Origin of the sequence: Ancylomarina euxina, assembly GCF_003863355.1 — a bacterium.
GTDB classification, from domain to species: Bacteria; Bacteroidota; Bacteroidia; order Bacteroidales; family Marinifilaceae; genus Ancylomarina; species Ancylomarina euxinus.
In genome coordinates this window covers 34,424-47,365 of sequence record NZ_QQWG01000016.1, presented here as the reverse complement: position 1 = coordinate 47,365, position 12,942 = coordinate 34,424, and the positions used below count along the sequence as shown (strand labels likewise).

Here is a 12,942-nt window from a genome sequence, read left to right as displayed (position 1 = left end):
ATGATAGTGAAATCTTATTACTATAAGATTATTGATTTTTGATTGCTTCTTTAATCAAATAATCTAAACCCGTTAAACTAACTTCTTTTGTAATTATTTTGTTATTCATTATAAATGTTGGAGTTCCATAAATACTCCTTTGAGAGATTTTTTTGAAATTTTCTTTAATATCTTTTTCAAGGTCTGGGCTATTCATATCTTTTTTTAATATGTCTAAGTCAATACCTGTTTGAGAAAGAAGATTATAATAATAAGTTGTATCACTAGAAATTGGATTTTCCATAATCAATTGATGGCATTCCCAAAACCGATCTTGTCTACTTGCAGCCTCTTGAACCAAACCTAACAAACTAATGTTATCAGAAAAATAAGAGTACCCAATTTGCATTTCATCCTTATTATTATCTACAATCTTTTTAATATCATTATATGTTTCTCTACAAGCTGTACAATTAGGATCTGATATAATTAAGAAGGTTGTATTTCTTTAAGGAAGAAATTAACGCTCATCGAAATAGTTTATGTTACGAAGTAAAGATATAAAAAAGGGAACGATGGGGAACGTTTTGGGGAACGTTTAAGTTACTTCAAGTGTGTTTTTTTATGAAACGCACTTCAAACACCCTATAAAACCTACCATTTTTACTGGCACTTCAAAAATTAGCATAAAAATGCATAGTCCCGCTCCGGGTACGGAAGAAAGCTTCAATCGAAAGATTGGAGCTTTTTTTATGCCCCAAACTTTCTACTTTTCCTTAAAATTGATGATGGCTTTAAAATCACAATTTCGGCATCGAATCGTTACTTCCTTAATAGGCCTCGACCTTAGCACCTCAAAAGCCAGGTACGTGAAAGCAAAGCCCGCTAAAAACGTGCCCCAGAAAAATGATTCATCTTCAATATAGATAATAGTTGAGAGTGAATCGTAAAAGCAGGTTATGGCTAAGATCGATAAAATAAGACCGATGCCATTCCTTATAATGGGACGAATACCAATACAGCATTCATTTGTGTGCTCCCAGTCTGATTCTTTCCCCTCTTCACATCTACACTTCGGATATATTACAGGTCGGTTAGTTTTTTTCATTATATCCAATTAACACACCAATTTACAAAAAAGCGAGATGCATTGACTCAGATATTTGATGAATGGTTTTTAGCCCCTACACTTTTATCTTTCATTTTTTTTATCAGAGCCTAATATATAAAACACTTAAAACTCTATATATTAACTCTCTGCACATGTAAACATAGCAACTTCAAGCAAGTCCTTCCATTTGTTTTGTATGTTGTTTCTCCTCCTTAGTTTAAGGAGAAGTACTCGAACTTGTTCGAGGGAGGTGGTCAGAAAGAAGCTATGTTTTTTTTGTTTTCGAGGTGAAATATTTTGTGCAATCTAATTGCTTCAATAATCTCTTCAAGAAATTCATAAACATATCTGTTTTCAAATCTTATGATAGTGCAATTGTGCTCCTCCAGTTTTCTATCACGAATTGGATCTTTCTCCTCAGATAGGTAGTTGTCGTGTGAAGCGCCATCTAATTCTATTATTAATCTAATTTCAGGACAGTAAAAATCGACAATATAATTTCCGATAGAATGTTGCCTTTGGAATTTCAGATTTTCAACTTGTTTATTTTTGATACTTTTCCATAAAGTAGACTCAGCAGCAGTAGAACGTCTTCTGAGTTTTTTTCTATATTCAAGAAGATTGGGTTTGTTGTGAATCTTTTTCATTTTGGTGTATTTGAGCAATACAATTTACATAAAATATTGATTAGATTTTAAACCACCCCGTCTTGCTTCGCAAGCCACCCCTCCTTAAAAATAAGGAGGGGAAATAGTTGGTTGGTAGAATTGGACTTGCTAGATTTTTGTTGCAAGTCCAAACACACAACTCCAGACTCACCATTGAAATAAAAATGAGAAAGTAATAGGTTATAATAAAAAGATGAGACCCCCAGTATGATCATCTGGAAATCTCATCACTCAACTGATGACTCAAACATAGTCGAGAAGTTTATTGGAATGCCGTGATTTAAACCACAGCACCAAGTTCAATTTTTATAATATTAGAACGCTTACCCACGATTTTATCCTTTATCACATAATAGGCGTAATATTCCCGTGTTTCAGGCTTAGAAGGGTCGATACGAGCTCGTGTATCCTTAAATTTGGTTTGGGTAATAATTTGCCCATTATCAAAATTCGCCTCATCGCCCACTCGTGTAAAAATTCGTATCCCATCGAAAACACTTTTGTCGTAACGAATTTGAGGAACACCAACAACTTGAGAATCTTTTAAAGTAGGCGATTGTTTATCGGTATCAATATATTTCACACGTGGTTTTAATCAATAGAAAATAGTAAAGCTAATTTATAATTTGAAAATGAGACTTTTCAATCAAATCTTCAAACAATTGATTATAACTTTGATAAAATATTAGCTGAAATTATAGTCCTTTTTTATTCAAATGAAATAAGTTCTGAAAATACAGTTGCCAAATTCACTAAAAAAGTATCAATAAGAAATTCGATTGGTTATAACCTTGCCATTAATTCTAAGATGTATGAATTAATAGTTAAGAAATTTTTAACTGATTACGCTTTGGGTATGCGTGCAGCTGAAGTTTGGACTCGCAATTATCAAGCAACTGGCGGATATTTAATTGTCAAAGATGATGGAGACTTAATTTGTTATCATTTCTATTTTCAAAGAATTTTGAGGATTATTTGTTTCAAAATACCAAACTGGAAACCCCTTCCGTGACAAAGCATAGGTTTGGTAAAGTTTATACAGAAAATGGAGTTCAGAAAATGAAACTTAACCTACAAATAAGATTTATAAAATAGTCATCCTTTCGCAACCATACAGGTGGACTACTGAGAATAAAGCACGAAGACCTAACAATAGATACAAGTCATTGGGCGGATAGTGCTAAATTTGGAATGAGTCCGAGAAATAAAACCTATAGTAGTTTGAAAAGGGATGGTTCTTCAAATCGCCCAAGCAACTTAGCAAGACCGTTAAAAAACCAAACCAATATAAGAACAATGAAAAACACACTAAGCATCCTAGCATTCTTCATGCTATTCACATTCTCGTCATTTGCGCAAAGTGATAAGGCTTATGAAAATACACTGTCTGAAATGTTTGACGTTTCAGGATCGGAAGCCACCTTCCAAGCAGCCATCAACCAAATGTTAGCAGCCTATAAGGGCCAATACCCACAGGTTTCTGCTGATGTATGGAAAGAGTTTGAGGCAGAGTTTCAAAAAACATCTATGAATGAGCTTGTGGTGATGTTGGCTCCTGCCTACAAAAAACATTTAAGCCAAACCGATTTGCAAGAGCTAATCAAGTTTTACAAAACACCTATAGGAATTAAATTTGCGGAGAAAACACCCCTACTCACTCGCGAGGCCATGCAGGTTGGTCAGCAGTGGGGCATGAAAATTGGGCAGAATTTTGCGGCGAAGATGAAGGCAAAAGGTTATTAATTCCATTCAACACCTTATGCAATTTGCTGCTTAGTTTCGTTACTTTGCAGCAAATTCTTTTTTAACACAAATCAAACTCATTTATATCCTCTCAAAACTATGAGCATTATTCGATTAATGACCTGTGAAACAGCTATTGAGGCAAACCTCATAAAAGGTCGTCTGAAAAATGAAGGTATCGAAGTTTTTATTACCAATGAGAATTTCTCAAATTTAATGCCGCATTACAATCACATTCTAAATTCTGGCATACAAATTATGCTGCATGAGACTGACTACGATAATGCCCGTACCCTTTTAGGGTTAAATGCTAAGACCGAGTTGATTTGCCCCAACTGTCAATCAAAAAACATAAAGATGGGATTGGGAAAAAATAAAATAAGGAAGATCATCGCAATTATCATGTCACTTCTCATTTTTACGCCATTCAATAATCTAAACAGTGTATATTATTGCAAGGATTGCAAATCTGAATTTTAAAAAATAGCAGGTTAAGATCCTTCACATAGCATGCAAATAGAAATTATGGAAACAAAAATCACCATACTTTGCGAAAACGACACAAGCAAAAGAGCCGCTCGATTTTGTCGATCGGAATGGGGCTTTTCAGCTTTTGTGGAAACAAATCAGGTCAAAATTCTCTTCGACACAGGACATACCAGCTTATACAAGCAGAATGCTAATGCCCTGGACATCGATCTAAATCAAACTGATTTTGTTGTCCTATCACATCACCATTGGGATCATACCAGTGGTATGCTTAGTCATGAGTTTAAGGAGAAGAAAAAATTGATTCTACACCCGCATATTCTTGAGAAAGTTTCGGAAGAGAAGGCACATTTATTTAATCGCGACTTTGAGCTTATTGCCTCAGAAACAAGTCTGGAATTCGCTCCTGGTATTTTCTATTTGGGCCAGATACCAAGAGTAATGAGTTTCGAAAAGGGAGAGCACAAGGGTGACAGCATGCTCGACGATTCGGCCATAGCCATAAAAACCGCCAAAGGCGTAATTGTATTAACGGGTTGTTCGCATGCTGGCATTTGCAATATATGCGAGTATGCCAAAGAAGTAACAGATCAAGATCTTTATGCTGTGGTGGGTGGTTTTCATCTCACACAAAAAATTCAAGCTACTGTAAGAAAAACCATTGAGTATTTTAAAGCGGAAAATGTAGAACACATCTACCCTATGCATTGTGTCGATTTCCCGACTCTGGTTCGTTTTTACGATGAGTTTAAGACCATTAAGTATGCCACGGGCGATGTCATTAATCTATAGATAAACTTATATCGAATACTTATATAACCGTTAGCAGACTTGCTAGCGGTTTTTTTTATTCTTTCGCTCAAGCCGCTGGGCTCATGAGCGCATTTGAAAATTTAGTTCGCGAATCAAAAATCAAGCCAGTCTGATCCTTGCCTCTTCCTCTTTCTACAAGAGTAGCAAGCCTCACGGCAGACTGACAAAGTGCGCTCAGAAGCACATCATTAAAATAAATGGCCTCTTTTTAAAGATATTTCGCTTAACGAAAGCTTTAGAAAGACCGGGAAGTTGAGAACTTTGTTCGAAAATCACCCGGCCGCACTTAAGCTTAAGGCAAATAAGAAAAATCTTTTAAAAGCAGCCTTGATCTTTTTTGCTTCGTTTTTTGGATCAAGCCAAAAAATGAAGTTTAATTTATACCAAGCTCGAATTCCACGCAAAGGTTTCAACCCATCTCTTTGCGCCCCGAAAACTTTCGGGGATTGCGCTTAAATTCTCTGCGCACTTTGCGTGAAATAGTCAGTTTTCCTAACTTCGCTTCATCAGATTGAAAAACGATTATGGGCAAGACGATTAAGACAAACGCATTACGAATACTGGATAAAAACAAGATTAGCTACGAGGCTAAAGACTCAATTGACTTGAGTGATTCAAATAATCCCGATGTAGATGCCTCACTCATTCACAAAACACTTGTGGCTCGTGGTGTAAGCAACGAACTCTACGTCTTTATTATTCCCCTTAACAACGAACTGGATCTCAAAAAAGCTGCAAGTGCAGCCCAAGAAAAAAAGATTTTGATGCTTCCTGAAAAGGAACTATTGCCAAACACGGGTTATATCAAAGGGGGCTGTTCGCCTATCGGCATGAAGAAACTCTACAAAACTTTTCTTGAACTTAGCTCAAGCAAAATGGAACAAGTCATTGTGAGTGGAGGGAAAGTCAAATTCAGAGTTAAACTAAAGCCTGGTGACCTCATGCAGGTTGTGAATGCAGAAGCTGTTGATCTTATAAAGTAGTTCCTTGATTCCCGCAGATTACAATGATGAACGCAGATAAAAACGTGTTCCTTTACGTTTAAAAAGAGAAAATGAAACTGTCCACAAATTACACAGATGAACACTAACATGTTAACGAGCTTGCGAGTAAATTAGAATTTTTCTCTTTGAGGGCCTGGCGTGAAAAACTTAGCGTCCCGAGTTTTTTCGGGATTAGCGGTAAAAAAAGAAGAGCAAATAATCAAAACCAAAATATCAATAACAACAAAATTCTTTTTTAGTTTTGCAACTTCAAACTTGGAAACAGAATCTCATGAAAGATTTCAATAACAGATTATTAATGTGTGTGAAACAGGCTTTACCTGTGGGTTTAAAAACCTCACTGTGGCTCATCAAACTTACCCTTCCCGTTTCATTCGCGGTTCTTTTATTGGATTACTTTGGTTTGCTGGTCATTATGGCCGAATACACCAGCCCTATCTTTCAAATCATTGGTCTGCCTGGGGTTGCGGCACTGGTTTTAATCACCAGCATCTTCACCAACATTTATTCGGTTGTGGCTGTTCTCACCACCTTGGCACTACCTGTTCGTGATGGTACCATATTGGCTGTGATGTGCCTTATCTCACATGGCTTCCTCATCGAAACAGCCATTCTTAAGAAAACAGGCTCTTCGGCAACACGCATGCTCTTGCTGCGCTTAGTCTCTAGTTTTATTGTTGGAGCAGTGCTCAATTTTATTCTCCCGGGCAGCCCTTCTGATGGAACATTCTCTTATCAGACTCAGAATGGAGATTTGACACAAGCCATCATCGAATGGCTACCTCAAATTGGTGTCACTCTACTTAAAATTGTTATTCTGGTTAATGCGCTTCTTATTGTACAGCGCTGCCTGGAGGAGTTTGGCATTTTAAAATATCTGACCAAGCCTCTATCCCCATTGATGAAACTAATGGGCTTACCCAAGGAGTCTTCTTTCCTATGGGTGGTAGGTAACACTATTGGCTTAGCTTATGGTTCTGCCGTCATGCTTCAGAAAGTTGAAGAAGGTCAACTTAAACAGAAAGAATGCGACCTTCTGAATCACCATCTAGCCATATCTCACTCACAACTGGAAGATCCTCTTCTGTTTTTAAGTTTGGGCTACTCTATTCCTGTTCTGATTATCCCTCGGTTTTTGTTTGCTATCATCCTAGTTTGGCTTAGGCGTTTGGAGAATTATTTAATAGAAAAACACCGACAACGAAAATTTACCGAAACACATCCCCAAGTCCTTCAGACATCTCCTCTAAAAGTGAAGAAATAAAAAACAACTGGCCTATTTTTGACAAGTAATCAAATTATGCTTAGGCATATCTGATTCAAATTGTTAATTTCAAGCTAGATAAACTAAAAATATAAAGTAATAAGCGTCATGAACCATCGATTTCTATTCATTTTTCTCTTTGTTTTCTCCTTCTCTTCACAAGCTCAGAAAGTTGATTTACTTTATTTTACTGATGCACATCAAATTTATCCTTTGGATGATGTAGAAGGGGGACGCGGAGGAATGGCTCGGTTAAAAACAATAGTCGACCAGATGAAGGAAACAAATCCCAATACAATCGTTTTGCATGGTGGTGATTTATGTGGTGGTGTTCTCTTTGGAGGAATCTACAAAGGATTTCCAATGATTGAAGCTTTTAATCAGATACCGGTGGATCTTTGCAATTTCGGCCAGCACGAATTCGATTATGGAGCCGCACACTGCATCCATTTAATATCAAAATCAAACGCACAATGGTTCAGCTCAAACCTTAAAAATAGAGATGGTGACAGCTTTGCAAATTTACCCACCTATATTATTAAGGAGGTCAATGATCTTAAGATTGCATTTTTGGGCCTAACCGATGCAATGAACACGAGTGCAAAGGATAATCATGTTCTGCAGGAAGATCTAATCGTAGCCCTTACAGAGGTGATGACGAATGAAGATTTAAAAAAAGTTGATTTCATCGTTGTACTGAGCCAAACCAATCTGGAAAATAACAGACAAATTCTGAATCAGTTTCCTGAGATTGATTTAATCCTTAGCGAAGAACAATTCGAACACGAGAGTAATATCTTTTATAAAGGAAGTACGCCAATTGTTTCGACTGCTGGTAATATGAGTTCTGTTGCCCGAATTAGCCTCTCTAAAAACGAGAATCCTAAAATTGATATCATCCCTTTGGATCACAAAGTTGCATCTGATTCTACTTTATTGACGCTAGAACAGTATTACCAAAAGGACATGGAACAACAACTATCGAGAACACTGAGCATACTTGAGGTTCCCTTAAGTTTTAGAAATGGTATCGAAAAAGAAAGTTTAGCTGGTAATCTCATTACGGATGCCTTTAGAGAATATCACCAATCGGACGTCGCCATTATCAATGGTTCTGGCATTCGTACTGATATCCCTGCTGGAAATTTCACGGTAAAATCCGCTCGTTCACTGCTCCCTTTTGGAAATAAAATTTGTCAAATCGCTTTAACCGTCTCCGAACTAAAAGAAATACTAATGAGCAGCGTTGAAGATAAAAATGGGAAACTACTCCACGTTTCAGGGATATCCTATATCTATTCAGCCAAAACCAAGGAGATTATAATCAAACACGAAAATGAAGAACTCAAGGATGAAGAGTGGCTCACTTTAAGTCTAAACAGCTATCTTCTGAATAAACTAGAAGGCGATTACGAAATTCTAATCGATGAATCCCAAGCTGAAACCGATTACAAAATCTTGTACGCCTACTGCGAAAAAAGAAAAACCTTGCATCCTAAACTAGAAAACAGACTCATTATCACTGAGGAATAATAACAAGATGAATTTCCTCACGTCTTAGGTTTCAAAACCAGAATAAGAGAACTGCAAAACAGATATTCAATCAGAATCGCCCCTAATTAACAGTACGGAATCAGCTTAAGGATAAAAAAGAATAAAATACAGGGGTGCGTTTTATTTTTATGCCTTTTTAGAGTAGAATTATTCAATTATTTTGCGACAAAGATCAAAAAAATGACGTTTTGCATGGGGTGTGATCAAAATGAGGGTGTTTTCAACAATTACTAACTTATAAAAGAAGACTACCATATCCCCAATAGGGATCAAGTATAGTAAAAACACATCCTTTTTAGTCACCCTACCATTAGAAAGGGGGGCTGTTCTTCAAATTCACTTTTTTAGGCTTGGAAAGCTCAAAAACAAAGTGCTGTACAACAGAAAAAAACTCTTCCTACAAGTAGTCATAAAACAGACAGAAACCCAATAAAGACAACACTTACAAGGCTTTTTTCATCAATATCCGAATTCTACTGTTCTGCTTGGAAAGCAAGGGGTAACTCCTCTATTTTAGCAATTGAAAGAAAACAAAGATGTAAGCATGCAATCGTTATAAGTCATATCTATTTATAATGAGTCAATAATAAAAATATGCCCGCATCAGATAAAAGCTAAAAAACACAAACATTAAATAAATAATTGCATCATGACAAATGCTTCAGTTGCTTTGAACCCAAACAAGTTGGTTCAGTACTTACAGAAAATGCCAAATGAATTCACTAAAGAGGATTTGATTCGTTACATCGAAGAAAATGGCATTCAGATGATTAACTTCCGTTACATTGCTAACGATGGTAAATTAAAAACATTAAACTTTATTATAACTGACCGTAACCACCTTGACAGTATCTTGAGTACAGGTGAGCGTGTTGACGGATCAAGTCTATTCCCATTTATCGAAGCCGGTTCTAGTGACTTATACGTGATTCCACGTTTCAAGACAGCTTTCTTAAATCCATTCTCAGAGATTCCAACTTTAGATATCCTTTGTTCTTTCTATACAGCTCAAGGTGAGCCTTTAGAGAGTGCACCAGAGCATATCCTTAAAAAAGCGCATAACTGCTTTAAGGAAAAAACAGGGATGACTTTCAAGGCTATGGGTGAGTTGGAGTACTATATTAAAAGTACAAAATCTGAGCTTTATCCTGGCGAAGACCAAAAAGGATATCATGATTCTCAACCTTTTACTCAGTGGGAGAACCTACGTCGCGAAGCAATGGTACTTATTGCTCAGTGTGGTGGTAAAATTAAATATGGTCACTCAGAAGTAGGTAACTTCATTATTCGTGAAGATGGTTACGAGCAGCACGAGATTGAATTTATCCCAGTTGAAGCAGAAGATGCCGTTGATCAATTATTGATTGGTAAATGGATCGTTCGTATGTTGGCAGCTCGCGAAGGAGCGCTAGTAAGCTGGGCTCCAAAAATTACAGTAGGTAAAGCCGGATCAGGTCTTCACATTCACATGATGCTTGAGAAAGATGGTAAAAACCTATGTGTTGAGAATGGTAAACTAAGCGATATTGCTAAAAAAGGTATTGCTGGTATCATGGATCTTGCTGGTCCTTTAACGGCTTTTGGAAATACAATCCCAACATCATACTTACGTCTAGTTCCTCATCAGGAAGCACCAACTTACGTATGTTGGGGAGATCGTAACCGTTCTGTTTTGGTACGTGTACCTCTTGGATGGTTAGGTTCTAAAGACATGATTAAAGAGGTGAATCCTCAGCAACAAGCTGATACTCGTGACTTCTCAAGCAAGCAAACTTTTGAGTTCCGCGTGCCAGATGGATCCGCAGACATTTATATGCTGGTTGCTGGTTTGATCGTAGCTGTACAACACGGTTTAAATGATGAAAAAGCATTAGAAAGAGCTGAAGCTTTATATGCTGATATGGATATCTTTAGTTCAAACTTCTCTGAGAGACTTGAGAAACTAGAGCAATTGCCAACTTGTTGTTTCGAGAGTGCTGACAGCCTATTGGCTAAGCGTGAAGTTTTCGAAAACAACAACATCTTCCCTCCTGGAAGCATCGATGCTGTTGCTGCTGGCCTTAAGGCATACAACGACAATGGTCTTAACGATCGTATCTTAGGTCATCATCAGGAAATTATGGCTATCGTGGAAAAATACATTCACTGCATGTAATCAAATTAATTATAAATTTCTTGAAAAAGAAAACCGACTAAATAAGAGTACCTACTAACAATCAAAAAGGGATTACGGTCATTGGCTGTAATCCCTTTTCTTTTTATGACTTCCTCCTAAAATGTTTCCCACAGATAACGCTGATTATCGCAGAAATCATCTTCAGATGCCACATCATCACACCACCACATCATCACATCATCACATCAGCAAATCGTTTCATCAATTAGTCGTATCTTCGCATAAAACCGAATAAATTATGAATAAAAATATAAGTGATAGCTGGAAAGCGAATCTTGAAACTGAATTTGAAAAGCCTTACTTTAAACAATTAGAACATTTTGTTGATACTGAATATCAAGAGAATGAGATCTATCCTCCTCAGGAATTCATATTCAAGGCCTTTAACACATGCCCATTCGAGGATATAAAGGTTGTTATCCTGGGTCAGGATCCATATCATGGCCCTAAACAGGCTAATGGTTTGGCTTTCTCGGTAAATGATGAGATGAGATTTCCGCCAAGCTTGAGAAACATTTATAAGGAGATAAATAAAGACTTAAAAATTCCCATATCGAGTAAGGGCAATCTAGAAGATTGGGCCAAACAAGGTGTTCTTCTGATTAATGCAACGCTAACAGTTAGAGCAAATGAAGCAGGATCGCATCAGAAAAAAGGCTGGGAAGAATTTACCGATGCAGCCATCAAAGCTTTATCTGAGAAAAGAGAAAAACTTGTTTTTATCCTATGGGGATCCTATGCTCAAAAGAAAGGGATACAGATTGATAGCAGAAAGCATCACATCATAAAGTCGGCTCATCCTTCTCCACTATCGGCACACCGAGGATTCTTTGGCAGCAAGCCTTTTAGTCAGGCCAACAACTACCTAATCAAACAAGGATTGGAACCAATCGACTGGGAATTGAAAGATAACACTGCACAAAAAAGATTAGACTTGTAAATAAATTAGGGGCTATCAAATTATCGATAGCCCCTAATTTTATATCCTTCATTTAAATTCTATTCGAGTTCTAAACTCAATCGATGAATGACCACCTTATCCCCATCTCCCTTTAACAAGAAAGTGGTTCTATAGTTGCCATTATTGGTGAATAAGGTTCCAATAAAGTAAGGCGAGTTAGGTTTACCCCCAATATGCTTTTTCTTTAGACTCTTAGGTTTACATTGCGCAAAAAACTTAGCCATTATCTGCTTAGCTTGCGATCGACTATAAATCGCTTCCTTGTTTTGAATCTTCAACTCAATTCTATCACTAAAGAAATTGGCCAAACTAATACTGTTCCCTTGTTGGAAAGCAGTTACCAATCCCTCGGGCAAATCTTGGCTCTGCTGCGCAAAGGCTGTAATACTCAAAACCTGAATAGTAATGATAAGTATGTATTTTAAAAATCTCATAAAATGAATGTTTATCTTAAATTCAAACTCACTAGAACAAATACCATGCTGAATTTAAAACGCAAGGTAATAAGAAAGTACTAAAAATTTATCTTTTCACTTTATTATCCTGATTAAAGGACACTTTATATTTTATTTCAGATCTTCTGATCCTATCTTTGTCCTATCAAAAACTTTGTCACTTATCATAGACGAATGAAAGAGTAAATAGTTTAATCTAAACTCTGAAATTTGTTTAATAAATCAGCATATCAAATATGAAAACCACCTTACTTGTCATTGGAAAAACAGATAAAGACTTTGTGATAAAAGGCATTGAGGAATATCAAAAGAGATTGATACACTACATGCCTTACGAGATGAAGATTATTCCTGATATCAAAAATACCAAGAATCTTTCGGAGCAGCAGCAAAAGCAAAAGGAAGGCGAATTGATTTTGGCACAAGTAAAAAGTGGTGATTTAATGATTCTATTGGACGAAGGTGGCAAAGAATTTTCGTCAACAGCTTTCTCGCAATTTATCGAGCAAAAAATGCTTAGCGGTATCAAGAACCTTATTTTTGTAATAGGTGGTCCCTATGGCTTCTCTCCAGAGGTCTACCAGCAAGCACAGGGTAAAATTTCCCTTTCCAAGATGACCTTTTCACATCAGATGATTCGCATGATATTTACAGAACAGCTTTACAGAGCAATGACAATCCTGCGCAACGAACCTTATCATCACGTTTGATCATCTCACTAAATT

The 12,942-nt window shown here is 36.8% G+C and carries 15 protein-coding genes and 1 pseudogene; 11 read left to right on the top strand and 5 right to left on the bottom strand.

All coding sequences use genetic code 11. The features are described from left to right. Positions 1–28: 28 nt before the first annotated feature. The 4 genes from DWB61_RS13785 to DWB61_RS13770 all read right to left on the bottom strand — a co-directional run bounded on the left by DWB61_RS13785 (position 29) and on the right by DWB61_RS13770 (position 2,341). On the bottom strand, positions 29–466 hold the full coding sequence (locus tag DWB61_RS13785; RefSeq protein ID WP_225423401.1) for a DsbA family protein: 438 nt from the start codon (positions 464–466) through the stop codon (positions 29–31). Between the two features lie 279 nt (positions 467–745). Beyond that, a complete protein-coding gene (locus tag DWB61_RS13780) occupies positions 746–1,087 on the bottom strand; it encodes a hypothetical protein (protein WP_125031497.1) in 342 nt (113 codons plus the stop codon). 257 nt (positions 1,088–1,344) lie between these two features. Continuing rightward, entirely contained in the window at positions 1,345–1,737 is a 393-nt protein-coding gene (locus tag DWB61_RS13775) for an endonuclease domain-containing protein (RefSeq protein WP_125031496.1), read from the bottom strand. Positions 1,738–2,038: 301 nt separating this feature from the next. Beyond that, on the bottom strand, positions 2,039–2,341 hold the full coding sequence (locus tag DWB61_RS13770; protein WP_125031495.1) for a hypothetical protein: 303 nt from the start codon (positions 2,339–2,341) through the stop codon (positions 2,039–2,041). A 57-nt stretch (positions 2,342–2,398) separates the two neighbouring features. Between DWB61_RS13770 and DWB61_RS17985 the strand changes: the two are divergent. The 10 genes and pseudogenes from DWB61_RS17985 to DWB61_RS13720 form a co-directional block, all read left to right on the top strand. Continuing rightward, positions 2,399–2,770 (top strand): annotated as a pseudogene (locus tag DWB61_RS17985) (HpaII family restriction endonuclease); the annotation flags it as partial. Then, the gene (locus DWB61_RS17980; RefSeq protein WP_125031494.1) at positions 2,695–2,853 is read left to right on the top strand and encodes an HpaII family restriction endonuclease; all 159 of its coding nucleotides are present in this window, start codon (positions 2,695–2,697) and stop codon (positions 2,851–2,853) included. The pseudogene DWB61_RS17985 and the gene DWB61_RS17980, both read left to right, overlap by 76 nt. A 201-nt stretch (positions 2,854–3,054) precedes the next feature. Then, positions 3,055–3,501, top strand: a complete 447-nt coding sequence (locus DWB61_RS13755; protein WP_158614428.1) for a DUF2059 domain-containing protein — start codon at positions 3,055–3,057, stop codon at positions 3,499–3,501. 99 nt (positions 3,502–3,600) lie between these two features. Further along, positions 3,601–3,981, top strand: a complete 381-nt coding sequence (locus tag DWB61_RS13750; RefSeq protein ID WP_125031492.1) for a putative signal transducing protein — start codon at positions 3,601–3,603, stop codon at positions 3,979–3,981. 45 nt (positions 3,982–4,026) lie between these two features. Beyond that, entirely contained in the window at positions 4,027–4,782 is a 756-nt protein-coding gene (locus DWB61_RS13745) for an MBL fold metallo-hydrolase (RefSeq protein ID WP_158614427.1), read from the top strand. Positions 4,783–5,327: 545 nt separating this feature from the next. After that, entirely contained in the window at positions 5,328–5,786 is a 459-nt protein-coding gene (locus DWB61_RS13740; RefSeq protein WP_125031490.1) for an aminoacyl-tRNA deacylase, read from the top strand. 292 nt (positions 5,787–6,078) lie between these two features. Further along, positions 6,079–7,071, top strand: coding sequence for a nucleoside recognition protein (locus DWB61_RS13735; RefSeq protein ID WP_191984783.1), 993 nt, complete (start codon positions 6,079–6,081; stop codon positions 7,069–7,071). A 108-nt stretch (positions 7,072–7,179) separates the two neighbouring features. After that, a complete protein-coding gene (locus tag DWB61_RS13730) occupies positions 7,180–8,604 on the top strand; it encodes a bifunctional metallophosphatase/5'-nucleotidase (protein WP_125031489.1) in 1,425 nt (474 codons plus the stop codon). A 670-nt stretch (positions 8,605–9,274) separates the two neighbouring features. Further along, positions 9,275–10,780 (top strand): glutamine synthetase family protein, encoded by a 1,506-nt coding sequence (locus DWB61_RS13725; RefSeq protein WP_125031488.1) that lies wholly within the window; start codon positions 9,275–9,277, stop codon positions 10,778–10,780. 259 nt (positions 10,781–11,039) lie between these two features. Beyond that, entirely contained in the window at positions 11,040–11,741 is a 702-nt protein-coding gene (locus tag DWB61_RS13720) for a uracil-DNA glycosylase (RefSeq protein WP_125031487.1), read from the top strand. A 59-nt stretch (positions 11,742–11,800) separates the two neighbouring features. Here the strand turns inward: DWB61_RS13720 and DWB61_RS13715 are convergent, their stop codons facing one another. After that, a complete protein-coding gene (locus DWB61_RS13715; RefSeq protein WP_125031486.1) occupies positions 11,801–12,196 on the bottom strand; it encodes a DUF4783 domain-containing protein in 396 nt (131 codons plus the stop codon). 257 nt (positions 12,197–12,453) lie between these two features. On the opposite strand from DWB61_RS13715, the gene rlmH reads away from it, so the two are divergent. Next, positions 12,454–12,927 carry a 23S rRNA (pseudouridine(1915)-N(3))-methyltransferase RlmH gene (rlmH, locus tag DWB61_RS13710; RefSeq protein ID WP_125031485.1) on the top strand — a complete coding sequence of 158 codons (474 nt, stop codon included), beginning with the start codon at positions 12,454–12,456 and terminating at the stop codon, positions 12,925–12,927. The last annotated feature ends 15 nt before the right edge of the window (positions 12,928–12,942 follow it).